Below are 24,790 nucleotides of genomic sequence, written 5' to 3' on the forward strand. Positions count from 1 at the left end.
ATGTTGATGCCGCGTCGCGTCAAGCACCGCAAGCAGCACCACCCCAAGCGGTCGGGTGCTGCCAAGGGCGGTACGTCGCTCGCGTTCGGTGACTTCGGTATCCAGGCGCTGGAGAGTGCGTACGTCACCAACCGCCAGATCGAGTCGGCCCGTATCGCGATGACCCGCCACATCAAGCGTGGCGGAAAGGTCTGGATCAACATCTACCCGGACCGCCCGCTCACCAAGAAGCCGGCCGAGACCCGCATGGGTTCCGGTAAGGGTTCCCCCGAGTGGTGGGTCGCCAACGTCAAGCCCGGCCGCGTCATGTTCGAGCTCTCCGGCGTCCCGGAGGACATCGCTCGCGAGGCCATGCGTCGTGCGATCCACAAGCTGCCCATGAAGGCCCGTTTCATCACGCGAGAGGCTGGTGAGTTCTGATGGCGAACGTCATCCGCGCCCACGAGCTGGACGAGCTCAACGACGTCGACCTGGAGGCCAAGCTCCGCGAGGCCAAGGAGGAGCTGTTCAACCTCCGCTTCCAGGCGGCCACCGGCCAGCTGGAGAGCCACGGTCGGCTCCGCACGGTCAAGAAGGACATCGCCCGGATCTACACCGTGGTGCGTGAGCGCGAGCTCGGCATCCGGACCGCCCCGGGTTCGGAGGAGGAGAACTGATGAGCGAGTCCAACGAGACCGCCCGCAACGCCCGCAAGACCCGTGAGGGTCTCGTGGTCAGCGACAAGATGGACAAGACCGTGGTCGTGTCCGTCGAGGACCGCGTCAAGCACGCCCTGTACGGCAAGGTCCTGCGCCGCAACACGCGGCTCAAGGCCCACGACGAGCAGAACGACTGCGGCGTCGGCGACCGTGTCCTCATCATGGAGACCCGCCCGCTGTCGGCCACCAAGCGCTGGCGCGTGGTGGAGATCCTCGAGCGCGCGAAGTAAATCCGTTCGGCCAGGCTCAGGCTCCCGTGAGGGTCTGAGAACCGGCACGACAACCAGGAGAAATCGATGATTCAGCAGGAGTCGCGACTCAAGGTCGCCGACAACACCGGTGCCAAGGAGATCCTTTGCATCCGCGTGCTCGGCGGCTCCGGTCGTCGATACGCCGGGATCGGTGACGTCATCGTCGCCACCGTCAAGGACGCCATTCCCGGTGGCAACGTCAAGAAGGGCGAGGTCGTCAAGGCTGTCGTCGTGCGCACCGTCAAGGAGCGTCGCCGGCCCGACGGTTCGTACATCCGCTTCGACGAGAACGCGGCGGTGATCCTCAAGAACGACGGCGAGCCGCGCGGTACGCGCATCTTCGGCCCCGTCGGCCGCGAGCTGCGTGAGAAGAAGTTCATGAAGATCATCTCGCTGGCACCGGAGGTGCTGTGATGGCTGCCAAGTTCATTCGAAGCGCCCGCAAGAAGTCCGAGCAGAACCGCAAGAAGCCCAACCTGCGCGTCAAGAAGGGCGACACCGTCAAGGTCATCGCCGGCAAGGACAAGGGCGCCGAGGGCAAGATCATCAAGGTCCTCCGTGAGGAGGAGCGCGTGATCGTCGAGGGTGTCAACCGCATCAAGAAGCACACCAAGGTCGTCGACCAGGGTGGGCGCGCGGGCAACACCGGCGGCATCATCACCACCGAGGCCCCCATCCACGTGTCCAACGTGATGCTGGTCGAGGGTGACGGCGTCACCAAGATCGGCTACAAGCGGGTCGACGTGACGAAGCGTCGCGCCGACGGTTCCGAGTACCCCTCGACGCGCAGCGTGCGCATCTCCCGCAAGACCGGGAAGGAGATCTGAGATGAGCGAGACCACCATCGAGAAGGTCACGCCTCGGCTCAAGACCAAGTACCGCGAGGAGATCCTCCCGGCGCTGCGTACCGAGTTCGAGATCGCCAACGTCATGCAGGTTCCCGGCGTCGTCAAGGTCGTCGTGAACATGGGTGTCGGCGAGGCTGCCCGCGACTCGAAGCTGATCGAGGGCGCGATCCGCGACCTCACCGCGATCACCGGCCAGAAGCCGGCCGTCACGAAGGCCCGCAAGTCCATCGCGCAGTTCAAGCTGCGTGAGGGCATGCCGATCGGCACGCACGTCACGCTGCGTGGCGACCGGATGTGGGAGTTCCTCGACCGCCTGCTGTCGCTCGCGCTGCCGCGCATCCGCGACTTCCGTGGTCTGTCGCCGAAGCAGTTCGACGGCCGCGGCAACTACACGTTCGGCCTGACCGAGCAGGTCATGTTCCACGAGATCGACCAGGACAAGGTTGACCGCCAGCGGGGCATGGACATCACCATCGTCACCACGGCGACCAACGACGAGCAGGGGCGCGCGCTGCTGAAGCAGCTCGGCTTCCCGTTCAAGGAGAACTGACATGGCGAAGACTGCGCTCAAGGTCAAGGCGGCCCGCAAGCCCAAGTTCGCGGTGCGTGGCTACACCCGCTGCCAGCGTTGCGGCCGGCCGAAGGCGGTCTACCGCAAGTTCGGCCTGTGCCGGATCTGCCTGCGGGAGATGGCCCACCGCGGCGAGCTGCCCGGCGTCACCAAGTCGAGCTGGTAACACCCAACCGTTGAAGGTCCACTCGCCGCGTTGCTGAGTGGAAACCACAGCAGAAAGAACACACATCATGACGATGACTGACCCGATCGCAGACATGCTCACGCGTCTGCGCAACGCCAACCAGGCGTACCACGACGCGGTGACCATGCCGTACAGCAAGCTCAAGGAAGGCGTCGCGGAGATCCTCAAGCAGGAGGGCTACATCACCTCCTACGGGGTCGCCGACAACGAGAACGGCGTCGGCAAGCTGCTGACCGTGACCCTCAAGTACGGCCGCAACCGTGAGCGTTCGCTCGCCGGTGTGCGCCGCATCAGCAAGCCCGGTCTGCGGGTGTACGCCAAGCACACCGGTCTGCCGAAGGTTCTCGGCGGCCTGGGTGTGGCGATCATCTCGACCAGCCAGGGTCTGCTGACCGACCGCCAGGCCAACCAGAAGGGCGTGGGTGGGGAAGTCCTCGCCTACGTCTGGTGACAAGGGAAGGAGAGAGAAGAACATGTCGCGCATCGGCAAGCTCCCCGTCCCGGTCCCCGCGGGCGTCGACGTCCAGGTGGACGGCTCCGTCGTCACGGTGAAGGGCCCGAAGGGCACCCTGAGCCACACCGTGGTCGCTCCGATCACGGTCGAGAAGGGCGACGGCGTCCTCGACGTCAAGCGCCCCGACGACGAGCGCCTGTCCAAGGCCTACCACGGCCTGTCCCGGACGCTCATCAACAACATGGTCGTCGGTGTCACCGACGGCTACGAGAAGAAGCTCGAGATCGTGGGCGTGGGTTACCGCGTCCTGTCGAAGGGCCCGACCCAGCTGGAGTTCCAGCTCGGTTACTCGCACGTCATCATCTTCGACGCCCCCGAGGGCATCACCTTCACGGTGGAGAGCCCGACCAAGCTGGGCGTCGTCGGTATCGACAAGCAGCTGGTCGGCGAGGTCGCCGCCAACATCCGCAAGCTCCGCAAGCCCGAGCCGTACAAGGGCAAGGGCGTCCGGTACTCCGGCGAGCACGTCCGTCGCAAGGTCGGAAAGGCTGGTAAGTGACCATGGCGATCACCCTCAAGCACCAGCGGAACCTCTCGGCTCGCGCCAGCTCCAAGCTGCGCCGCCAGATCCGCGGTCGCAAGAAGATCTCCGGTACCTCCGAGCGTCCGCGCCTGGTGGTCACCCGCTCGAGCAAGCACATCACCGCGCAGGTCGTCGACGACCTGGTCGGCAAGACCCTGGTGTCTGCCTCGACCCTCGAGGGCGACCTGCGCGCCTTCGACGGCGACAAGACCGCCAAGGCGAAGAAGGTCGGCGAGCTCGTGGCCGCCCGCGCCAAGGAGCAGGGCGTCGAGTCGGTCGTCTTCGACCGGTCGGGCAACAAGTATCACGGTCGCATCGCGGCCCTGGCTGATGGCGCCCGCGAGGGCGGCCTGACCTTCTGACCGCGAACAGGACTGAGGAGAAATCATGAGCGGACCCCAGCGCGGACAGCGTTCGGGCGGCGACCGTGGTGGCCGTGGCGGTCGCGACGGCGGCCGTGGCGGCGCCGAGAAGAGCCAGTACGTCGAGCGCGTCGTTGCGATCAACCGTGTCGCCAAGGTCGTGAAGGGTGGTCGTCGCTTCAGCTTCACCGCCCTCGTGATCGTCGGTGACGGCGACGGCCTGGTCGGCGTCGGCTACGGCAAGGCCAAGGAAGTTCCCGCGGCGATCGCCAAGGGCGTCGAGGAGGCGAAGAAGAACTTCTTCCGCGTCCCCCGCGTCCAGGGCACGATCCCGCACCCGGTCCAGGGCGAGAAGGCTGCCGGCGTGGTGTTCCTGCGTCCGGCCGCTCCCGGTACCGGTGTGATCGCCGGTGGCCCGGTGCGTGCAGTCCTCGAGTGCGCCGGCATCCACGACGTGCTCAGCAAGTCGCTGGGCTCGTCCAACCAGATCAACATCGTGCACGCGACCGTCGCGGCGCTCCAGATGCTGGAGCAGCCCGAGTCGGTGGCCGCGCGTCGTGGTCTGCCCGTCGAGCACGTCGCCCCGGCGGCGCTGCTCAGGGCCAAGGCCGAGGGTGAGGCCGCTGCGGCCGCCGCCAAGGCTTCGGCGCCCGAGGCGGTGTCCATCTGATGGCACAGTTGAAGGTCCAGCAGACCAAGTCGAAGATCGGCGCCAAGGCCAACCAGCGTGAGACGCTGCGCAGCCTCGGCCTCAAGCGGATCGGCGACGTCGTGATCAAGGAGGACCGTCCCGAGATCCGGGGCATGGTCCACACCGTCCGTCACATGGTGACGGTCGAGGTCGTCGGAGGCGAGTGACAATGACGCTCAAGCTGCACCACCTGCGCCCCGCGCCGGGTGCCAAGACCGCCAAGACCCGCGTGGGTCGTGGTGAGGGCTCCAAGGGCAAGACCGCCGGTCGTGGTACGAAGGGCACCAAGGCCCGCTACCAGGTCCCGGTCGCGTTCGAGGGTGGCCAGATGCCGCTGCACATGCGGCTCCCGAAGCTCAAGGGCTTCAAGAACCCCTTCAAGGTGACCTTCCAGGTCGTCAACCTCGACCGGATCAGCGCGCTGTTCCCCGAGGGCGGCGACGTCACCCCGGAGACGCTGGTCGCCAAGGGCGCCGTCCGCAAGGGCGAGCTCGTCAAGGTGCTCGGCCAGGGTGACCTGACGGTCAAGGTGTCGGTGAGCGCGAACGCGTTCTCGGCGTCGGCCAAGGAGAAGATCGAGGGCGCCGGCGGGACCATCACGGTCCTGTGATGGCGCTGCGAGGGGCGCGTCGGTCCCGGGTGTTGCCCGGGTCTCGTCGCGCCCCTCGTGTCATCTCCACGGTCTGCCGGGCGTACCCCGCTGGCGGCTGTGTGCCCCCTGTTAGGCTTCCCGCTGGCCACAAGGCCAGCGATGAGAGAAGAGGACCCGCGTGCTCACCGCGTTCGTGAACGCCTTCCGGACCCCGGACCTGCGGCGCAAGCTGCTGTTCGTCCTGATGATCATCGTCATCTTCAGGGCCGGATCGCAGATCCCGGCACCTGGCGTGCATGTCTCCAACGTGGAGAAGTGCATCAAGGTGGTCGAGGAAGGCAGCAACGCCAGCCTCTACAGCCTGGTCAACCTCTTCTCCGGAGGAGCGCTCCTCCAGCTGACGATCTTCGCGCTCGGCATCATGCCGTACATCACCGCGAGCATCATCCTGCAGCTCCTCGTCGTGGTGATCCCGCGGCTCGAGGCCCTCAAGAAGGAGGGCCAGGCCGGTCAGACGAAGATCACCCAGTACACGCGCTACCTCACCCTGGGCCTCGCGGTCCTGCAGGCCACCGGCATCGTCGCGCTCGCGCGCACCGGCAACCTGCTGCAGGGCTGTGACAACACCCAGTACCCGTTGCTGCACAGCAACGACACCAAGACGTTCCTCGTCATGGTCGTGACCATGACCGCCGGTACGGCCGTCATCATGTGGCTCGGCGAGTTGATCACCGAACGCGGCGTCGGCAACGGCATGTCGATCCTGATCTTCACCCAGGTCGTCGCGACGTTCCCGATCGCCCTGTGGCAGGTCAAGATCAGCCAGGGCTGGTGGACCTTCGGCATCGTCGTCGTGATCGGCCTCGTGCTCGTGGCCGCGGTCATCTTCATCGAGCAGGCACAGCGCCGGATCCCGGTGCAGTACGCCCGCCGGATGGTCGGCCGCAAGATGTTCGGCGGAAGTTCGACGTACATCCCGCTCAAGGTCAACCAGGCCGGCATCATCCCGGTCATCTTCGCCTCGTCGCTGCTCTACCTGCCGGCGATGGCGGTCCAGTTCAACCAGGAGAACCCCAACAAGTTCATCCGGTGGGTCAACGAGTACCTCGTCGACCAGGGTCACCCGGTGCACATGGCGGCGTACTTCCTGCTGATCATCTTCTTCACCTACTTCTACGTGTCGATCACCTTCAACCCTGAAGAGGTGGCCGACAACATGAAGAAGTACGGCGGCTTCATCCCCGGGATCCGGGCGGGCAAGCCGACCCAGGACTACCTGTCCTACGTCCTGTCCCGCATCACGCTGCCGGGCGCTCTCTACCTGGGTCTGATCTCGCTCGTACCGCTGATCGCGTTCGTGCTGATCAACGCCAACCAGAACTTCCCGTTCGGTGGCACGTCCATCCTGATCATGGTCGGCGTCGCACTGGACACGGTGAAGCAGATCGAGAGCCAGCTCCAGCAGCGCAACTACGAAGGATTCCTGCGTTGAGGCTTCTGATCATGGGCCCCCCGGGCGCCGGCAAGGGCACCCAGGCGAAGGCCGTCGCCGACCACTTCGGCGTTCCGGCCATCTCCACCGGCGACATCTTCCGCGCGAACGTCGGCCAGGGCACCCCGCTCGGTGTCGAGGCCAAGCGCTACATGGACGCCGGCGAGTACGTGCCCGACGAGGTCACCAACAACATGGTGCGTGACCGGATCGCCGAGTCGGACGCCGAGAAGGGCTTCCTCCTCGACGGCTACCCGCGCACCCTGGCGCAGGTCACCGAGCTCGACAAGATGATCGACGCGACCGGCCACCGGCTCGATGCCGTGCTGTGCCTGACCGTCGACCAGGAGGCCGTCGTCGGCCGTCTGCTGAAGCGGGCCCAGATCGAGGGTCGCGCCGACGACACCGAGGACGTCATCCGACGCCGCCTCGAGGTCTACGCCGAGGAGACCGAGCCGCTCATCGCGGTCTACGCCGAGCGTGGCCTGGTCGTCTCCGTCGACGGCATGGGCGACATCGACGACGTCCAGCAGCGGATCTTCGACGCGCTCGACGACATCCCGCAGTCCTGACGGCGTCTCTTGTTCTTCGACCAGCACCGGATCGAGATCAAGACGCCGGAGCAGGTACGCGTGATGCGTGCGGCCGGCCTCGTGGTCGGCCGCACGCTCGCGCGCCTGCGTGACGCGGTCCGTCCCGGCGTCACCACCGCCGAGCTCGACGCCCTCGCCGAGCTGAGCATCCGCGAGCAGGGCGCTGTCCCGTCCTTCCTCGGGTACGGCGAGCCGCCCTTCCCCGCCAGCGTCTGCGCCTCTGTGAACGACGAGGTCGTGCACGGCATCCCCGGCAGCCGGGTGCTCGCCGAGGGCGACGCCATCTCCATCGACTGCGGGGCGATCGTCTTCGACGACTCCGGGCAGGGCTGGCACGGCGACGCCGCGATCACGGTCGCCGTCGGTACCGTGCGCGACGAGGTCACCGAGCTGATGCGTGTCACTGAGGAGTCGCTGTGGCGCGGCCTGGCCGCTGCCCGCATCGGTGGCCGCGTCGGCGACATCTCGCACGCCGTGGCGTCGTACGTCCGCAGCCAGGGCGACTACGGCATCGTCGACGGCTACACGGGCCACGGCATCGGCACCGCCATGCACATGGAGCCCGACGTCCCCAACGAGGGACGCCCCGGCCGCGGCCCGCGGTTGCGCCAGGGCACCGCGCTCGCCGTCGAGCCGATGATCAGCCTCGGCACCCACGACAGCGACGTCGCCGCCGACGACTGGACGGTCGTCACGGCCGACGGCAGCTGGGCCGCGCACTACGAGCACACCTTCGCCCTCACCGAGCACGGTGTGTGGGTGCTGACCGCCGAGGACGGCGGTCGGGCCCGCCTGGAGGCTCTCGGCGTCCCGTACGGTGGCGACTGACGCAGATCTGCCGCTCTTGTTCTCAGATCTGGTAACTCTGTCCGTGATCTGGGTTGCTCTGCCGCCGATTGTGGCGTGAAGCCTTCTCAAAACTCCCTACTCTCGCTCGCGGAGGGAGTGTGAGAACAGTGGGTGGAGTGCGTCCGAAGCAGGGTGGGAGCCGTCGTCGCTGGGCCGGAGGGGCCCTGGCGATGCTGGTCGGGATGATCGGTCTGGTCGCGGTGGTGCCGCCGTCGGCCGGTGCTCCGGACTCGTTGCAGATCGACAAGACGGTCGACCAGGCCGAGCCGAAGCCGGGGCAGACGTTCACGTACCTGATCCAGGTGCGTTGCTCCGAGGACGACTGCCTCGACACGCAGGTCGTCGACGAGCTGCCCGACGAGCTGGCGGGCTTCCCGATCCAGAACGTGACGTTCAGCCCGAACGCCGCCACCGTCCCCCGCACGGTCACCTGGCAGCCGGGCGGCGCGGCCACCCCGCCCTCGACCGTGGTGCCGGGCACCTCGTTGACCGTCGACCTCGACCAGGTGACTGACGGGCCGGTCGGCACCGGTCTGCAGGCCGGTACGACGTACACGATCTCTGTCTCGCTGAAGGTCCCGGACGACTACCCGCCGGGCCGGAGCCCCGACATCGTCAACACCGCCCGGGTGTCGGCGAGCAACGCGGACACCAAGCAGAGCGCCGCCACCATCAACGTCGACGCGCCGATCACCATGGGCGCGGACGTCACCAAGTCGTGGCAGCCGGGCAGCCAGCCCTTCGAGCCGGGCGCCGACTCGACGATCGCTGTCGGCATCCGCAACGCCGGCAACGTCGCCGTCGACCGCCTGACCGTGCAGGAGCCGAAGGCGGCGCCGGACGGTGCCGCGACGCTCGCTGCGAGCAACCCCTTCACCATCACCGACTTCACCGGCTTCGGCGCGGTCACCTTGCCGGCCGGCTGCGACACGGTCCGGGTCGACGCCTACGTACGCTCGGGAGGGACCTGGAGCTGGGTGCAGGGAACCGACGCTCCGGCGTCCGATCCGCTCGCGCTGCCGGCCGGGGTCGGCAATGCCGAGGTGGGTGGCATCCGGATCACCTGCTCCGGCGAGATCGCGCCAGGCCAGCAGATCAAGGCAGACCTCGGCCTCGAGCAGCGCGGCACGCACCGCAACGACGGCAGCGACCTGTCGACCGCCGAGCACCGCGTCGACAACGTCGCCACCGGAAGCGCCGTGCTGGCCGGCCAGCCGACCGCGACCGACGACGCCACGGCGTCGTACGTCGTGCGCCCGGCCATCCCGACGGTCGAGGCCGGCAAGGACATCTCGCCGGGCGGCATCACCGCCGGCCAGGACGCCTCGGCGACGATCAGTGGCACCAACGGCGAGGTGCCGGTCACCTCGCTGGGCCTGCAGGACCGCGACTTCTTCACCGACGAGGTCACCTTCGGTGGCTTCACCGCGCCGCTCACCTGGCCTGCGGCCGCCACCCAGGCGACCGTCACCTACCACCTGCTCGCGGGCGGGACCGACACCGTGGTCGTCACCAGCGGCCAGACACCCGCGCCGCCCTCGGCGAAGATCTCCGGCTTCGACATCGATTGGACCGGCCCGATCGGGGCCAACGAGACCGGTGGCGCGAGCTTCACGATCGACACCACCGAGGACGCCACGGCCGGCGATCCCGACGTGACGCTCACCAACCGCGTCGACGCCGACGTGCGGGCGAGCAACGGGCTCACCGACAGCGACGACGCCAGCGACACGCTGCGGATCGTGGATCCGGCCATCAGCACCACCCTGACCAAGACGGTGCGGCCCTCGGCCGCCGTCGAGCCGGGGGAGTCGGTGATCTCCTCGCTGCAGGCCAACGCGGTCGCACACGGCGACGGCGCGCTCGTGCGCGACATCGTGGTCGAGGACGCCGTCGGCAGCGGCAGCGCCGAGTTCTGGGACGCCTTCGACCTGGTCTCGATCGCCCCCACCCAGGTGCCCGCGGGCACGGTGCTGACCGTCGAGGTGCAGGACACGGCGGGTACGTGGCACACCCTGGTCGTGCACGGCCCGCAGGTCGGCGCCTCGGTGCTGCGGCGCGACGCCGCGGCCACCACGGCACTGCTCGCCGGGCTCGGCCTCACCGGCGACACGGTGCAGGGCATCCGGTTCTCCTTCCACAGCGCTGCCGGTTTCCCGAGCAACACCACGCTCACCCCGAACATCGAGTTCGAGGCCCGCGGCGACCTCCGCGACGGCGGTGCGGTCACGCCCGGCCCGGACCGGCCCACGCCGTACGTCAACTCCGCGACGGTCGACGCCGACGGCGAGTCCGCCGGCGGCGCCACCCTCCACGACGACGACGGCGACACCGGCACCGGCACCGTCGTCACCGACGCCGGCGGCCCGGGCGACGGCGTCGAGATCCGCAAGACCTGGGTGGAGGCCGCGGTCGACGCACAGTCCGACGACCGGGCGACCACGCACCTCGACTGGAGCGTCAGCCGCGGCCACTCGCCCGTCGTGATCACCGACGGCGTCGACCCGGCCACCACGCCGGTCGCCGAGACCGTCTACGACGCGTTCGACCTGGTCCGGATCTCGCCGGTCGCGGCCAGCTCGACGCCGTACTCCAGCGGCTGGTACCTGCGCTACGACACCGTCACCCAGGTCGCCCTGTACGACGGCAGCGGCTGGACCGTCGTCCCCGCGCCGGGCGGCAGCTGGATGGACGGCAGCCGCGGCTTCAAGGGCTACGACCTGACCGGACCCCAGCGCGCGTCGACCACCGGCATGCGGATCACGCTCGCCGAGACCGCGGCCGACACCGCCGCCCGCCAGGCGGCCCAGCAACCGGGCGGTGCGTTCGACCCGTTCGCGCCCGACCCCGGCTCCGGCGTCGGCGCCGGCAGCACCGACCGCCGGTTCTCGCTGCTCTGGCAGGTGCGCGACAAGGCCCGCTCGGACGGCGCCTTCGTCGTCGAGGACCGCGACTACAACACCGCCGACCAGGGCCTGGTCGACAACGACGTCGAGATCGCGGGCACCCCGACCGCCGGCGGCCCCGCCGTCACCGACACCGACCACGACACGATCCAGGTCCTCGACCCGGACCCCGTCGTCGCGGTGACCAAGGCGGTCACCCCGACCTCCTCGATCCACGTGCCGCCCGTCGGTACCGCCCCGGGGGCGTACCCCACCGCGACCTGGACGATCACGGGCAGCAACGGTTCGACGGCGCGGGCGTCGTACGTCCGGCTCACCGATCCGGCGCTGTGCACCGACACCACGGTGCCGGACTGCCAGAGCAGCGCCGACCCCGCGGGCGCCCAGGCCGACCCGTTCGACACCGGCGCCGACCACCTCGGCGACCCGGCCCGCCCGAACCCGCTCAACCGGTTCGACGTCACCGGCATCACCATCGCGGCGAGTCACCCCGGCCAGGTGGACCTGAGCGCCAGCACCGTGTGGCTGCTCCGGTACGACGAGGCCGCCGGCACCTACGCCACCGAGCGGACCACGGCCGCCGCCGTCAACGCCGGCCTCGCCTCGCCGCAGACGATCGTCGGCATCAGTGTCACCTTCCAGGGCAGCGCCCCGGCGACCACGGGCGGCACGATCACCGAGGACAACCAGCTCACCGTCACCCTGGCGACCCGGCTGCGGCCCACGCTGCGTGCCACCGGCGCCGACCAGGTGCTGCGCGCCGGCCAGACGGTGGACGTCGCCAACCGGGTGTTCGCCCAGTCCTACGACCCGGTGACCAGCCCGGGCGTCGCGACGGGCGACGTCGACGACGCGACGGTCACGCTGACCGGCGGTCTCGTCAACATCACGCCCACCAAGGCGATCTCGCCGACGGTGATCTACGAGCCGAACCCGGACGTCCCGGTCACCGTGACCCTCGGCGCCGACCAGGGCTCGAACCCGCGCAGCACGCTCGCGCCGCAGGTGCTGGTGGTCGAGGACCACGCCGACTCGACCGAGTTCTGGGACACCTTCGACTTCACCGGCCTCGGCGCGGTCGCCCTGCCGCAGGGCGCCGACCGGGTCCAGGTCGACCTGCACGACGGCAGCCAGTGGGTGCTCGGTACGCCGACACCGACCGCGACCCTGCCCGCGGGCGTCCCGAACGGCCAGGTCCAGGGCATCCGGTTCACGTTCACGCGGGCCGACGGCAAGCTGTTCTCCGCCACGGTGCCCGCACCGAGCTGGGCGGCCACGGCGACCTTCGGTGTGCGGCTGCGCGCGAGCCATCGCGCCTCCGGCGATCCGGTGCTGTTCGACCACGTCGTCGAGAACACCCAGACGTCCTGGACGACCCGGCCCGACGGCAACGACTCCGAGCACGAGGACGCCGTCGCCGCGGTCGAGCTGGCGCCCGGCAGCCGCGAGATCGCGGTCCGCAAGCTGACCAACGACGGCAACCGGCTCGCGTCGGTCGGCGACGCGGTCCCGTTCGACCTCACGATCGAGAACACCGGGACCGGCTACCTGAACCTGACCGAGCTGCGCGACGTGGTGCCGCCGGCACTGCTCCACACCGGCTCTCCCGCGCCTGTCTACACCCCCGACCCCGACGGGTCCCTGTCGGACGACGTCACGGTGACCACCGATTCCGGTGGCTCGGTCCTGCGGTTCACCTGGCCCGCGGGCGGCTCCCAGATGCGTCCGGGCGAGGTGTTCCGGATCCGGGTGTTCCTCGAGCTCCAGCCGGGGCTCGGGACGGGGCAGACGGCCACCAACACGATGACGGTGCGCACCGAGCAGACCCTGTCGTCGTGCCGCAACACGGTGCCCGGTGGCCCTCTCACCGGTGACTGGGGCCAGGACCCGACCACCTGCGGGACCTCCGACTTCGTCGGCACCGTCACCGGGCCGAACCTCTACACGGTCAAGGGCGTGCGGGGATCGCTGGCCGGAGCGACGCAGCCCGGCGCCCCGGGTGCGGTGTGCACGCCGAGCCTCGCGGCGACCGGCGGCTCCTACTACCGCTCGCCCTGCGTGGCCAACAGCGAGGTCGACGGCACCGACGACTGGGTCCTGCACAGCGTCAACGCCGGCACCGTGAACATCGACGAGATGACGGTCTTCGACCAGCTCCCGGTGCGCGGTGACCGCCAGCTCGTCTCGGGGAGCCAGCGCGGGTCGGCGTACCGTCCCCAGCTGGTCGCCGGCTCGCTCCAGGTCGCGGCTCCGCCGGGGACCACCCAGCGGGTCGAGGTCACCACCCGGCCCGGCGTGTGCGTCGGGACGTGGAGCGGACTGGCCACGAGCCCCGTGTGCGAGCAGAACAACGAGAGCTGGTCGGTGGCGGACGGCACGACGGACTGGAGCAAGGTGACGGGAATCCGCGTCCACCTCGACTTCCGTACGACGCCCGCGGGCTCGCTGCGCGCCGGCGAGACCGCCGACGTGACCTTCTCCACCGTCAACCTGCTCGCCTCGGACGACGACCCCAGCGGGGTGCCGCGCGACGTTCCCGCCCAGGACCTGGTGGCGTGGAACCAGCACGGCATCAAGTTCAGGTACAGCGGGGTCAGTGCCTTCCGGCAGATCGCGCCGAACCGGGTCGGGGTGCAGCTGCGGACCGGGTCGGTCCGGATCACCAAGCAGGTGACCGGTCCGGCCGCCGACTACGCGCCCGACACCTTCCGGGTCGACGTGACCTGCCAGGCCGGCGGCGTCGTCCTCGACCTCGGGACGGACGCGGTGGTCGAGCTGCGCCAAGCCGACCAGCTGACCGCGCGCATCGACGGCATCCCCGTCAGCGCGAACGGCAGCTCCTGCACGTTCACCGAGCAGGGCGCGGTCGGCGAGTTCGGGGAGACCTCACGCTCCGGCACGCCGGTGACCGTGGCGGTCGGGGACACCCCCGCCGCCGCGACCATCACCAACGACTACCGGTTCACCGGGCTGTCGGTGACCAAGCGGGTGCAGACCCAGGCGACCGGCACCACCTTCGGGCCGTTCACCTTCACCCTGCGCTGCACGTCGATCACCGGAAGGGACGTGACCTTCGACGGGACCGGCGCGACCGACCTGGAGTTCACGCTGCGTGCCGGCGAGACCTTCACCGCACCGGCGGACACGATCCCGGTGGGCGCGGCCTGCACGGTCACCGAGACCGACCTGTTCTTCGCGGACCACATCGTCGTCACCGGCGGCGACGTCGTCGACCACGGCGACGGCTCCGCGACGGTCACGCCCGGCACCGAGCCTGCCGCGGTCGAGGTCACCAACGCCTACGACGCGGGCACGCTCACCCTGGAGAAGAAGGTCGACGGCGACGGCGCCGCGCGCTGGGGCACGGGCACCTTCACCTTCCAGGTCCGCTGCACCTACCGGGGGCAGACGCCGTACGACGAGACGGTCCGGCTCGCCGCGGGCGGCACCCGCACCGTGGGTCCGTTCGCGATCGGCACCTCCTGCGTGGTGAGCGAGACCGGCTCCGGTGGCGCGACGTCCACCCTCCTGGCCCCGGCCGACGGCACCGTCGTGGTGCCGGCGCCGGACCAGGCGGGCGGGCTCAGCCACGTGGCGGTGACCGCGACCAACACCTTCCGGTTGACCTCGCTCGAGGTGATCAAGAAGGTCGTCGGCGATACCACCACCGGCGGTGCGAAGGGCCCGTTCCGCGTGTCCCTCGCCTGCACCTGGCTCGTGGACGGGCAGCGGGTCGCCTTCGACGTGCCCGGGGGAGCGACCCGGGTGCTGTCGCGGGGCAGCGGCTACCGGGCGTCGTACCCGGAGCTTCCGTCGAGCGCGGCCTGCACCCTCACCGAGACCAAGGACGGCGGCGCCTCGTCGACCTCGATGACGGCCAGTGTCGCGGGCAGGACGAGCACGTCGAAGAAGCCGACGATCGCCGTCGACCTCACCACGACGACCGGTCCGGGGCAGGCCTCGGTGCGGGTGGTCAACGAGTTCGACGAGGTGGCGGGCAACGAGGTCGGCAAGGGCGGTGGCCTGCCGAACGCCGGTGCGCCCTACCGGCCCTGGCACCTGGCCCTCGGGCTGCTGCTCCTCCTCGCCGGGCTCGGCGCGGTGCTCCGCAGCAGGCTCAACTAGGCTGAGTGACATGGCGCGGGACCCGATCACACCAGCGGCTCTCGCGGCTCGCCCGATGCTCTTCGCATCGGGCGAGCAGGCCTACGTCGCCGCCGCGGTGCGGCACACCTCCGAGGTGCCCGACGGTGCCGATCCGGCGTGGGCCGACCAGGTCGTCGCGGAGCTCGAACCGGGGGAGCGGGCGCTGTGCGCGTTGTCCTTCGCCGCCGGCGCACCGGGGCTCGCGCACTTCGTGACCGGTGCCGAGCACGCGCTGCAGCGGCCCGACACCGACACCAGCGTCGAGCGGACCTACGAGGTCACCGAGTTCCCGACGCCCGACGAGTACGCCGCGATGGTGGCGACCGCGCTCGAGAAGATCGCGAGCGGCCACCTCCACAAGGTCGTGCTCGGCCGGTGCCTCGACGTGGTGAGCACCCCGCCGCTGGTGCCCGCCGAGATCATCGACCGGCTGCTGACCACGCGACCCGGTCGTTACGTGTTCAGCGTCCCGCTCGAGTGCTCTGCCGACGGCGAGGGCCCGATCCTGGTCGGCGCCAGCCCCGAGCTGCTCGTGCGCCGCGAGGGTGCGGTCATCTCGTGCACGCCGCTGGCCGGATCGGTGCCGCGCTCCAGCGACCCCGCCGAGGACGCCCGGCGCGCCGGTGAGCTGCAGCAGTCGGCCAAGGACCTCGCCGAGCACGCGTTCGTGGTCGAGGCGATCGTGCACGCACTCAAGGACGTCTGCGTCGAGATCGAGTACCCCGCCACCCCGGAGCTGCTCTCGACCGACACCGTGTGGCACCTCGCCACGCCGATCCACGCCCGCCTCGCCGATCCGGTCGACGGGCCGAGCGCACTGCGGCTGGCCCAGCTCCTGCACCCGACCCCGGCCGTGGGCGGCGTACCCACCGCGGCGGCCAACGCCGTCATCGCCGACCTCGAGGGCGACCTGCGTGACTGGTTCGCGGGCTGTGTCGGCTGGGTCGACCGGTACGGCGACGGCGAGTTCGCGATCACCATCCGGGCGGCCGTCATGGACGGTCCGCGGCTGCGGCTGTTCGCCGGCGCGGGGATCGTCGCAGGCTCCGACCCGGCGTCCGAGGTCCGCGAGACCGGCGCCAAGCTGGCCACGATGGCCCGGGTCACCGGCCTGCCCTGATTGGACCGGCTTCCCCGCGGCGTGCGAGGATTCCGGGCACCAGGGGGGAGTACTCCTTCGCTGCGGGCTCGTCATCACGAGCGGTCGAAGTCGCCCGCTCCGGTCCCGTAGGCTGCAACGACGGCGTCATCGTCGGCAGCGGAAGAGACCTCGGGCGATCTGTCGACGCATCCGCCCCTGAAGGGACACCCCTATGGACGTGACCACCCTCGAATGGACGATCACCATCGCGGTGACCGTCGGAGTCCTCCTCTTCGACGTCTTCGTCATCGCACGTGACCCGCACGAGCCGTCGATGAAGGAGTGCGCCATCGCGCTCGCCGTCTACGTCGGCGCGGCCGTGGCCTTCGGTGCCTTCATCCTGATCCACCACGGGCACGACTACGGCATCCAGTTCTACACGGGCTGGCTGACCGAGTACTCGCTCTCGATCGACAACCTCTTCGTCTTCATCATCTTGATGTCGGCGCTCAAGGTGCCCCGCAAGTACCAGCAGGAGGCGCTGCTCGTCGGCATCGTCCTCGCGCTGGTCTTCCGCGGCATCTTCATCGCTCTCGGCTACGCGCTGATCGAGAACTTCAGCTGGATCTTCTACGCCTTCGGCGCCTTCCTGGTCTACACCGCGGTGAAGCTGGTCAAGTCGTACGGCGCCCACGAGGACGAGCACCCCGAGGACAACGCGATCGTCGCCTTCACCCGGCGCCGGATGCGGGTCGGTGACAGCTGGCACGGCCTCAAGCTCTGGTACCACGAGAACGGTGTCCGCCTCGTCTCGCCGATGCTCATCGTCGTCATCGCGCTCGGCGTCACCGACATCCTGTTCGCGCTCGACTCGATCCCGGCGATCTTCGGCATCACCCAGGAGCCGTACCTCGTCTTCACGGCCAACGTGTTCGCGCTGATGGGCCTGCGCCAGCTGTACTTCCTGCTCGGCGGGCTGCTGCAGAAGCTGGTCTACCTCTCGCTCGGCCTGGCCTTCATCCTCGCCTTCATCGGCGTCAAGCTGGTCCTGCACGCCCTGCACGAGAACGAGCTGCCGTTCATCAACGGCGGCGAGCACGTGGCCGTGTGGGACATCCCGTCGCTGTTCAGCCTCGGCGTGATCATCGTGACCCTGGTCGTCACGGCCGTGGCGAGCCTGTGGAAGTCCTCGCGCGGCGGCGACGACCACGTCCCCGACCACGCCGTGACCCCGCGCGACCAGGCCGACGTCGACGACACCACCGGCCCCGACTGGCGGTGACCGCCCGCCCGGTCCACCTGGTCACCTAGGGTGTCGGTCGTGGATCGACTCCAGGTGCAGTGGGCCGGGCAGACGCGGACCTTCGACGGACCCCGCATCGTCGTCGGGCGTGAGCTGGACTGCGACATCCCGGTCACCGACGCCAAGGCGTCGCGGCACCATGCCTTCCTGCAGGTCGAGGACGGTGCGTGGGTCGCGGTCGACGCGAGCAGCAACGGCACCTACGTGGCCGGCCAGAAGATCAGCCGGCTGCCGCTGACCGGTGCTCCGGTCAGCCTCCACCTCGGCAGCCCGACCGGTGAGCCGGTCGTCGTCAGCGTGCTGGTGTCCGCGGTGGCCCCGCCGCCACCCCCGCCCTCGGCCCCGATCGCTGCACCCGCTCCTGCTCCCGCCCCGCGACCGATGCCCGTCGCGGAGCCGACGCCGGCTCCGGCGCCGGTGGGGGAGTTCTGGAAGAACCTGCCGCCGCCGCAGGTGCCGGCCAGCGGGGGACCCGTCGATGCCTGGCGACCGGCCGGCGTACTGCCTCCGGGGCAGCTGCCTCACGGTCACTCCATCGTCCTCCCGCAGCAGGTCCAGACCGGCCGGTCGCTGACGATCGGTCGCGAGCACAGCAACGACGTCGTGCTGGCCGACCCGCTGGTCAGCCGGCACCACGCCCGCCTCGACCCGGCGACCCCGACGTCGCCTGCGGTGCTCCACGACCTCGGCTCCTTCAACGGCACCTTCGTCAACGGCCAGCGGGTCCAGGGCGCCGTCCAGCTGGCGCTCGGCTCCGAGGTCATCTTCGGCAACCAGACCTTCCGGTGGGACGGCCACCAGCTGATCGCCTCGGCGACGGCCCACGAGTTCACGCTGTACGCCGACGGGCTGACCCAGGTGGTCGCCGGCGGCAAGCGGCTGATCGAGAACATCTCGTTCAAGCTCGAGCCGCGCAGCCTCACCGCCGTCATCGGCCCCTCGGGAGCCGGCAAGTCCACGCTGCTCGGTGCGCTCACCGGCCTCAAGCCGGCCAGCCACGGCCGGGTGATCTGGCAGGGCCACGACCTCTACCAGCACTACGACCAGCTGCGCTTCCAGATCGGCCTGGTGCCGCAGCAGGACATCCTGCACCCGCAGCTGAAGGTCCGGCAGGGCCTGCGGTTCGCCGCCCAGCTCCGGCTGCCGCCCGACACGACGGCGCAGGAGTGGGACCACCGCGTGCAGACGGTCGCGCAGCAGATGCAGCTCACCGAGCGGCTCGACAACCGGATCGGCACCCAGCTCTCCGGCGGTCAGCGCAAGCGCGTCTCCATCGCCACCGAGCTGCTCACAGCGCCGCCGCTGCTCTTCCTCGACGAGCCGACCTCCGGTCTCGACCCGGGTCTCGACCTCGAGGTGATGCGCCAGCTGCGCAGCCTCGCCGACGACGGCCGCGTGGTCATGGTCGTGACGCACTCGGTGCTCGCGCTCGACGTCTGCGACAACGTGCTCGTGCTCGCCCCGGGCGGCCGGATCGCGTACTTCGGACCGCCGGACGGCGTGCTCACCCACTTCGGCAAGACCAACTACCCCGAGGTCTTCGACCTGCTCGACGACGCCGACCTGTGGCAACGGATCCCCGTGCCCCAGCACGCCGTCGACACCTCGGCGATGCCGCAGCAGTCGCACGGCGGCGCCGTACCCGCTCCGCCGCGCCAGTCCGTCTCCCGTCAGCTGACCACCCTGGTCAAGCGCAACCTCGCCGTCGTCCTCGCCGACCGGCTGCTGCTCGGCATGCTCGTGCTGCTCCCGCTCATCCTCGGCGGGTTGAGCCGGGTCGTGCCCGGCCACGACGGCATCTCGATCCTCGAGGCCGGCGGCAAGGTCGGCGAGGCCCAGCAACGGCTGACGGTCCTCATCGTCGCGGCCTGCCTGATGGGCACGGCGCTCGCCATCCGGGAGCTGGTGGGGGAGCGGCCGATCTTCAAGCGGGAGTACGCCGTCGGCCTCTCGCCCGGCATCTACTTCACCAGCAAGGTGCTCGTGCTCGGCACGGCCGCGTTCGTGCAGGGCCTGGTCGTCACCTTCCTCGCGACCGTCGGCCTCCCCGGCGCCGACGGCACCGCCGGCACCTTCCGGGTCGCGATCGCGATCGCAGTCCTGTCCGCGGTGATGGTGGTCATCGGCCTCGCGCTGTCCGCGCTCGTCACCAGCACCGAGCAGACGATGCCGGCCCTGGTCGGCCTGGTCATGCTCCAGCTGGTCCTGTCGGGAGCCCTCTTCGAGATCGCCGGCCGCGTGCTGCTCGAGCAGATCGCCTGGCTCTCGCCCTCGCGGTGGGGGTACGCCGCCTCGGCCTCCGCGATCCAGCTGGTCGACCGGTTCGAGGGGACCGACCGCTCCGACTGGATCGCCCAGAGCGGGGCCGGGCACTACCTGATGGACGTGTTCATGCTCTGCCTGCTCGGGGCCGGGGCGTTCGGGGCGGGGTTGCTGCTGGTGCGCAGGAGCGCGACTTCCGACGACTGACGCTGCTCGGGGTGTGCGGATTCATCACGGGATGTAGGCGAGTCCCCGCTTCCCCTCCGGAACTCCGCTACAGGACCGCCGGTTGATCTACATACCGTGATGAATCCGCGGCACGCTCGGGGAATGTGTGGCGGGGGTAGCGCCTTGGATCTGGTGATGTCTTCGTCTCTCGCGCTCTCCGTCCTCGACCTCGTCCCCGTCCGCAGCGACCAGGCCACCGGCGACGCCCTCGCGGCGACCCTGGACCTGGCCCGCGCCGCCGACAGGCTCGGCTACCGCCGCTTCTGGCTCGCCGAGCACCACAACATGCCGGCCGTCGCGGCGACCAACCCTCCGGTCGTGATCGGTCTGGTGGCGTCGGCGACCGAGCGGATCCGGGTCGGTTCGGGTGGCGTGATGCTCCCGAACCACGCGCCGCTGGTGGTCGCCGAGCAGTTCGCGCTGCTCGAGGCGGCCTTCCCGGGGCGGATCGACCTCGGCATCGGGCGGGCGCCGGGCACCGACCCGGTCACCAGCTGGGCGCTGCGCCACGGCGCCGGCGGCGTCAGCGACGAGGCGGTCACCCACTTCCCGGAGTACGTCGACAACGTGCTCGCGATGATGGAGCCCGCCGGCGTCGGGCTGGCCCTGCGCGGGTCGCAGCACGTCCTCAGGGCAACGCCGGCCGCGCAGTCGGTGCCCCAGATCTGGCTGCTCGGCTCCTCCGACTACTCCGCGCGCCTGGCCGCGGCCAAGGGCATGCCGTACGTCTTCGCCCACCACTTCTCGGGCTCCGGCACCGCCGAGGCGCTCGAGCTCTACCGCTCCACCTTCCAGCCGTCCCCGGAGCTGGCCGAGCCGCGGACCTTCCTCACCGTCAACGCCTCGGTCGCCGACACCGCCGAGGAGGCCGGCCGGCTGGCGCTGCCGCAGCTGCTGCAGATGCTCGCACTGCGCACCGGCCAGCCGCTGGTCGCCCAGCGCACCGTCGAGGACGCCGAGACCATCGTCGAGGCGGGCCTGCCCGAGGCGCACGAGGGCCTGGTCGACGCGATGCGGCGACGTTGGGTGATCGGCGACGCCGACGGTGCCCGGGCCGAGCTGGCCGACCTCGCGGCGTCGTACGGCGTCGACGAGGTGATGGTCAACCCCGTCGCCGGTGCCTTCCGGGGCACCGACCCGCGGACCTCGCCTGCCCGGGTGCGCAGCCTGGAGCTCCTGGCGGGCTGAGCCCCCGGCCGGTTTCGAGACGCGCCGTCGTGGCTTCGTCCCTCAGCTGCGGGCGCCCTCAACTCCCTCGGCACACCGGCGGACCCCTCGTGCCTCGGTGCCCGCCGGCCTCGGGGATTGGGAGTTCGTTGACGCCAGCACATAGACTGGCGTGTCGGTCCAACGTGGGTTTCGTGTGTGGTGCACGACCCGCGAGGTCCACTCGGTCGCCTGCGGGCAGCCGAGAGGTTCCCGGACCACCGGTAGACACAACATCCCCGAGCAGATTGTGAGACATGGCGAAGAAAGAAGGCGTCATCGAGATGGAGGGCTCCGTCGTGGAGGCCCTTCCGAACGCCATGTTCCGCGTCGAGCTGAGCAACGGCCACAAGGTCCTCGCTCACATCAGCGGCAAGATGCGCCAGCACTACATCCGGATCCTCCCCGAGGACCGCGTGGTGGTGGAGCTCTCGCCGTACGACCTCTCGCGCGGCCGGATCGTCTACCGCTACAAGTGAGCCACCGCTCACCTGTCCTGCCACTAGCAAGAAAGGGCTGACATGAAGGTCAACCCGAGCGTGAAGCCGATCTGTGACAAGTGCAAGGTGATCCGTCGCCACGGCCGCGTCATGGTGATCTGCGAGAACCCGCGCCACAAGCAGCGCCAGGGCTGAGCCCGGCTGGTTGTCGAGGAGGTCGCGCAGCGACCGCCTCGAGACACAACTGAACAACTCATCAACGTGATCGCTTAGCCGTCGTACGACGGCGAACCACCTCCGGTGCGGATGGCCGGAGCTGGGCACGCAAGGCCCGGATGCATCACGACCACACCACCGCAACCGTTTGAAAGGAAGCCATCATGGCTCGCCTCGTCGGAGTCGACCTGCCGCGTGACAAGCGCATCGAGGTCGCACTCACCTACATCTACGGCATCGGCCGTACCCGCGCCCAGCAGCTGCTGGAGGCCACCGGCGTCAGCCCGGACCTCCGCGTCCACGAGCTGGGTGACGAGGAGCTGGTCAAGCTCCGCGACGAGATCGAGGCGAACTTCAAGATCGAGGGTGACCTCCGTCGCGAGGTTCAGGCCGACATCCGCCGCAAGATCGAGATCGGCAGCTACCAGGGTCGCCGTCACCGCATGGGCCTCCCGGTCCGCGGTCAGCGCACCAAGACCAACGCTCGCACCCGCAAGGGCCCGAAGCGCACGGTTGCCGGCAAGAAGAAGGCCAAGTGATCTGAGCCTCTGGCTCGACACTGCCTCACGACCAGCTTTCTCAAGGAGATAACGCATGCCTCCCAAGGCTCGCGCGGGCGCCAAGAAGGTGCGCCGCAAGGAGAAGAAGAACGTCGCTCAGGGCGAGGCCCACATCAAGAGCACGTTCAACAACACGATCGTCACGATCACCGACCCGACCGGTGCGGTGATCTCGTGGGCCTCTGCCGGCACCGTCGGCTTCAAGGGCTCCCGCAAGTCCACCCCGTACGCCGCTCAGATGGCCGCCGAGGCCGCTGGTCGTCGGGCGATGGAGCACGGCATGAAGAAGATCGACGTCTTCGTCAAGGGTCCGGGTTCGGGCCGCGAGACGGCGATCCGTTCGCTGGGTGCGATCGGCCTCGAGGTCGGCACCATCCAGGACGTGACCCCCGCCCCGCACAACGGCTGCCGCCCGCCGAAGCGCCGGCGCGTCTGAGCGTCTGACCAGGACTTAGAGGAGAACTTCAATGGCCCGTTACACCGGACCCCTGACCAAGAAGTCGCGCCGTCTCGGCGTCGACCTCGTCGGCGGCGACGCTGCCTTCGAGAAGCGCCCCTACCCCCCGGGCCAGCACGGCCGCGCGCGGGTCAAGGAGAGCGAGTACCGCAACCAGCTGCAGGAGAAGCAGAAGGCCCGCTTCACCTACGGCGTGCTGGAGAAGCAGTTCCACAAGTACTACGTGGAGGCTGCCCGTCGCCAGGGCAAGACCGGCGAGAACCTGCTCCAGCTCCTCGAGTGCCGTCTCGACAACGTGGTCTACCGTGCCGGCTTCGCCCGCACGCGCCGCCACGCCCGCCAGCTGGTGACCCACGGTCACTTCCTGGTCAACGGCAAGAAGGTCGACATCCCGTCCTTCCAGGTCACCCAGTACGACATCATCGACGTGCGCGAGAAGTCGCTCGAGATGACCCCGTTCATCGTGGCTCGCGAGACCCACGGCGAGCGGATCGTTCCGGCCTGGCTCGAGGCGCTCCCGACCCGCATGCGGATCCTGGTTCACCAGACTCCCGTGCGCGAGCAGATCGACATGCCGATCCAGGAGCAGCTCATCGTGGAGTACTACTCCAAGAAGTGATCGCGAGCCCGTCCCGGTCCACCTCCACCACGTGGAGGAGCCGGGGCGGGCATGCGTCATCCCGCAGTCCCTCTTCTCCATCTCCGCACCACGTCTGGGTCCTCATATAGCGGTCGGCCCGGAAAGGAACGAAACAAGTGCTCATCGCACAGCGCCCCACCCTGTCGGAGGAGACCGTCGACCAGTTCCGGTCGCGCTTCGTCATCGAGCCGCTCGAGCCCGGCTTCGGCTACACGCTCGGCAACTCGCTGCGTCGTACCCTCCTCTCGTCGATCCCCGGTGCCTCGGTCACGAGCATCAAGATCGACGGCGTCCTCCACGAGTTCTCGACGATCGAGGGCGTCAAGGAAGACGTCACCGAGATCATCCTCAACCTCAAGGGCCTCGTCGTCTCCTCCGAGCACGACGAGCCGGTCACCATGTACCTGCGCAAGTCGGGTGCCGGTGACGTCACGGGTGCCGACATCGCGCCGCCGGCCGGCGTCGAGGTCCACAACCCCGACCTGAAGATCGCCACCCTCTCCGACAACGGCAAGCTCGAGCTCGAGCTCGTCGTGGAGCGCGGCCGCGGCTACGTCTCGGCCGTCCAGAACAAGGGCGCCGACAACGAGATCGGCCGGATCCCGGTCGACTCGATCTACAGCCCGGTCCTCAAGGTGACCTACAAGGTCGAGGCCACCCGTGTCGAGCAGCGCACCGACTTCGACAAGCTCGTCATCGACGTCGAGACCAAGCCGTCGATCCTGCCCCGCGACGCCATCGCGTCGGCCGGCAAGACGCTGGTCGAGCTCTTCGGCCTGGCCCGTGAGCTCAACGTCGAGGCCGAGGGCATCGACATCGGCCCGTCGCCCGTCGACGAGCAGCTCGCCGCCGACCTCGCCCTCCCGGTCGAGGACCTGCAGCTGACCGTCCGGTCCTACAACTGCCTCAAGCGCGAGGGCATCCACACCGTGGGTGAGCTCATCAGCCGCTCGGAGCAGGACCTGCTGGACATCCGCAACTTCGGTGCGAAGTCCATCGACGAGGTCAAGGCCAAGCTCCACGAGATGGGTCTGTCCCTCAAGGACAGCGCCCCGGGCTTCGACCCGTCGGCCGCCCTGGCCAACTACTCGGACGACGAGGACGACGACGAGTCGTTCATCGAGTCCGAGGAGTTCTGACCTGATCCGTCCCGCTCGGGACATCACCTACCCCG

At 69.5% G+C, this 24,790-nt stretch carries 27 protein-coding genes; all 27 read left to right on the forward strand.

Annotation, left to right across the window (positions count from 1 at the left end):
• The 27 genes from rplP to ACZYRU_RS05645 all read left to right on the forward strand — a co-directional run bounded on the left by rplP (window position 1) and on the right by ACZYRU_RS05645 (window position 24,755).
• The gene (gene rplP / locus ACZYRU_RS05515) at window positions 1–420 is read left to right on the forward strand and encodes a 50S ribosomal protein L16 (protein WP_179727421.1); all 420 of its coding nucleotides are present in this window, start codon (window positions 1–3) and stop codon (window positions 418–420) included.
• Window positions 420–656, forward strand: a complete 237-nt coding sequence (gene rpmC, locus ACZYRU_RS05520; RefSeq protein WP_028656351.1) for a 50S ribosomal protein L29 — start codon at window positions 420–422, stop codon at window positions 654–656. The genes rplP and rpmC overlap by 1 nt, the downstream gene beginning before the upstream one ends.
• Window positions 656–928, forward strand: a complete 273-nt coding sequence (gene rpsQ, locus ACZYRU_RS05525) for a 30S ribosomal protein S17 (RefSeq protein WP_488956074.1) — start codon at window positions 656–658, stop codon at window positions 926–928. Before rpmC ends, rpsQ begins: the two co-directional genes overlap by 1 nt.
• Before the next feature lie 66 nt (window positions 929–994).
• Window positions 995–1,363 carry a 50S ribosomal protein L14 gene (rplN, locus tag ACZYRU_RS05530; protein ID WP_141797584.1) on the forward strand — a complete coding sequence of 123 codons (369 nt, stop codon included), beginning with the start codon at window positions 995–997 and terminating at the stop codon, window positions 1,361–1,363.
• Complete coding sequence (gene rplX, locus ACZYRU_RS05535) at window positions 1,363–1,776, forward strand: 50S ribosomal protein L24 (protein ID WP_488956075.1); 414 nt, start codon at window positions 1,363–1,365, stop codon at window positions 1,774–1,776. Before rplN ends, rplX begins: the two co-directional genes overlap by 1 nt.
• A gap of 1 nt (window position 1,777) precedes the next feature.
• On the forward strand, window positions 1,778–2,347 hold the full coding sequence (rplE, locus tag ACZYRU_RS05540; RefSeq protein WP_488956076.1) for a 50S ribosomal protein L5: 570 nt from the start codon (window positions 1,778–1,780) through the stop codon (window positions 2,345–2,347).
• A 1-nt stretch (window position 2,348) separates the two neighbouring features.
• Complete coding sequence (locus tag ACZYRU_RS05545) at window positions 2,349–2,534, forward strand: type Z 30S ribosomal protein S14 (RefSeq protein ID WP_011757321.1); 186 nt, start codon at window positions 2,349–2,351, stop codon at window positions 2,532–2,534.
• Window positions 2,535–2,601: 67 nt separating this feature from the next.
• Window positions 2,602–3,006, forward strand: a complete 405-nt coding sequence (rpsH, locus tag ACZYRU_RS05550) for a 30S ribosomal protein S8 (protein ID WP_488956077.1) — start codon at window positions 2,602–2,604, stop codon at window positions 3,004–3,006.
• A 22-nt stretch (window positions 3,007–3,028) separates the two neighbouring features.
• Window positions 3,029–3,568: a 50S ribosomal protein L6 gene (rplF, locus tag ACZYRU_RS05555; RefSeq protein ID WP_488956078.1), complete on the forward strand. Its 540-nt coding sequence runs from the start codon at window positions 3,029–3,031 to the stop codon at window positions 3,566–3,568.
• Between the two features lie 2 nt (window positions 3,569–3,570).
• The gene (gene rplR / locus ACZYRU_RS05560) at window positions 3,571–3,954 is read left to right on the forward strand and encodes a 50S ribosomal protein L18 (RefSeq protein WP_141797588.1); all 384 of its coding nucleotides are present in this window, start codon (window positions 3,571–3,573) and stop codon (window positions 3,952–3,954) included.
• A gap of 25 nt (window positions 3,955–3,979) precedes the next feature.
• Window positions 3,980–4,624: a 30S ribosomal protein S5 gene (gene rpsE, locus ACZYRU_RS05565; RefSeq protein WP_488956079.1), complete on the forward strand. Its 645-nt coding sequence runs from the start codon at window positions 3,980–3,982 to the stop codon at window positions 4,622–4,624.
• Entirely contained in the window at window positions 4,624–4,812 is a 189-nt protein-coding gene (gene rpmD, locus ACZYRU_RS05570; protein WP_139621508.1) for a 50S ribosomal protein L30, read from the forward strand. Before rpsE ends, rpmD begins: the two co-directional genes overlap by 1 nt.
• A gap of 2 nt (window positions 4,813–4,814) precedes the next feature.
• Complete coding sequence (gene rplO, locus ACZYRU_RS05575) at window positions 4,815–5,255, forward strand: 50S ribosomal protein L15 (RefSeq protein ID WP_141797590.1); 441 nt, start codon at window positions 4,815–4,817, stop codon at window positions 5,253–5,255.
• Between the two features lie 160 nt (window positions 5,256–5,415).
• Window positions 5,416–6,729, forward strand: a complete 1,314-nt coding sequence (gene secY, locus ACZYRU_RS05580; RefSeq protein ID WP_488956080.1) for a preprotein translocase subunit SecY — start codon at window positions 5,416–5,418, stop codon at window positions 6,727–6,729.
• Window positions 6,726–7,301 (forward strand): adenylate kinase, encoded by a 576-nt coding sequence (locus ACZYRU_RS05585; RefSeq protein WP_488956081.1) that lies wholly within the window; start codon window positions 6,726–6,728, stop codon window positions 7,299–7,301. Before secY ends, ACZYRU_RS05585 begins: the two co-directional genes overlap by 4 nt.
• Window positions 7,302–7,310: 9 nt before the next feature.
• Window positions 7,311–8,150: a type I methionyl aminopeptidase gene (gene map, locus ACZYRU_RS05590; protein ID WP_488956082.1), complete on the forward strand. Its 840-nt coding sequence runs from the start codon at window positions 7,311–7,313 to the stop codon at window positions 8,148–8,150.
• A gap of 137 nt (window positions 8,151–8,287) precedes the next feature.
• Window positions 8,288–15,202, forward strand: a complete 6,915-nt coding sequence (locus ACZYRU_RS05595; protein WP_488956083.1) for a DUF5979 domain-containing protein — start codon at window positions 8,288–8,290, stop codon at window positions 15,200–15,202.
• A 10-nt stretch (window positions 15,203–15,212) separates the two neighbouring features.
• Window positions 15,213–16,343, forward strand: a complete 1,131-nt coding sequence (locus ACZYRU_RS05600) for an isochorismate synthase (protein ID WP_488956084.1) — start codon at window positions 15,213–15,215, stop codon at window positions 16,341–16,343.
• A gap of 193 nt (window positions 16,344–16,536) precedes the next feature.
• The gene (locus ACZYRU_RS05605; protein WP_488956085.1) at window positions 16,537–17,586 is read left to right on the forward strand and encodes a TerC family protein; all 1,050 of its coding nucleotides are present in this window, start codon (window positions 16,537–16,539) and stop codon (window positions 17,584–17,586) included.
• Window positions 17,587–17,625: 39 nt separating this feature from the next.
• The gene (locus ACZYRU_RS05610; protein WP_488956086.1) at window positions 17,626–20,076 is read left to right on the forward strand and encodes an FHA domain-containing protein; all 2,451 of its coding nucleotides are present in this window, start codon (window positions 17,626–17,628) and stop codon (window positions 20,074–20,076) included.
• A 156-nt stretch (window positions 20,077–20,232) separates the two neighbouring features.
• Window positions 20,233–21,285, forward strand: coding sequence for an LLM class flavin-dependent oxidoreductase (locus ACZYRU_RS05615; protein WP_488956087.1), 1,053 nt, complete (start codon window positions 20,233–20,235; stop codon window positions 21,283–21,285).
• Between the two features lie 275 nt (window positions 21,286–21,560).
• On the forward strand, window positions 21,561–21,782 hold the full coding sequence (infA, locus tag ACZYRU_RS05620) for a translation initiation factor IF-1 (RefSeq protein ID WP_028656368.1): 222 nt from the start codon (window positions 21,561–21,563) through the stop codon (window positions 21,780–21,782).
• A gap of 42 nt (window positions 21,783–21,824) precedes the next feature.
• Window positions 21,825–21,938 carry a 50S ribosomal protein L36 gene (gene rpmJ / locus ACZYRU_RS05625; protein ID WP_004008316.1) on the forward strand — a complete coding sequence of 38 codons (114 nt, stop codon included), beginning with the start codon at window positions 21,825–21,827 and terminating at the stop codon, window positions 21,936–21,938.
• Between the two features lie 185 nt (window positions 21,939–22,123).
• On the forward strand, window positions 22,124–22,498 hold the full coding sequence (gene rpsM / locus ACZYRU_RS05630; RefSeq protein WP_036547929.1) for a 30S ribosomal protein S13: 375 nt from the start codon (window positions 22,124–22,126) through the stop codon (window positions 22,496–22,498).
• Window positions 22,499–22,553: 55 nt separating this feature from the next.
• Window positions 22,554–22,955, forward strand: a complete 402-nt coding sequence (gene rpsK / locus ACZYRU_RS05635; RefSeq protein WP_038681087.1) for a 30S ribosomal protein S11 — start codon at window positions 22,554–22,556, stop codon at window positions 22,953–22,955.
• Between the two features lie 31 nt (window positions 22,956–22,986).
• Complete coding sequence (rpsD, locus tag ACZYRU_RS05640) at window positions 22,987–23,595, forward strand: 30S ribosomal protein S4 (protein WP_488956088.1); 609 nt, start codon at window positions 22,987–22,989, stop codon at window positions 23,593–23,595.
• Between the two features lie 137 nt (window positions 23,596–23,732).
• Window positions 23,733–24,755 carry a DNA-directed RNA polymerase subunit alpha gene (locus tag ACZYRU_RS05645; RefSeq protein ID WP_141797602.1) on the forward strand — a complete coding sequence of 341 codons (1,023 nt, stop codon included), beginning with the start codon at window positions 23,733–23,735 and terminating at the stop codon, window positions 24,753–24,755.
• The last annotated feature ends 35 nt before the right edge of the window (window positions 24,756–24,790 follow it).

The sequence above is a fragment of the Nocardioides sp. F233 genome, assembly GCF_057813895.1.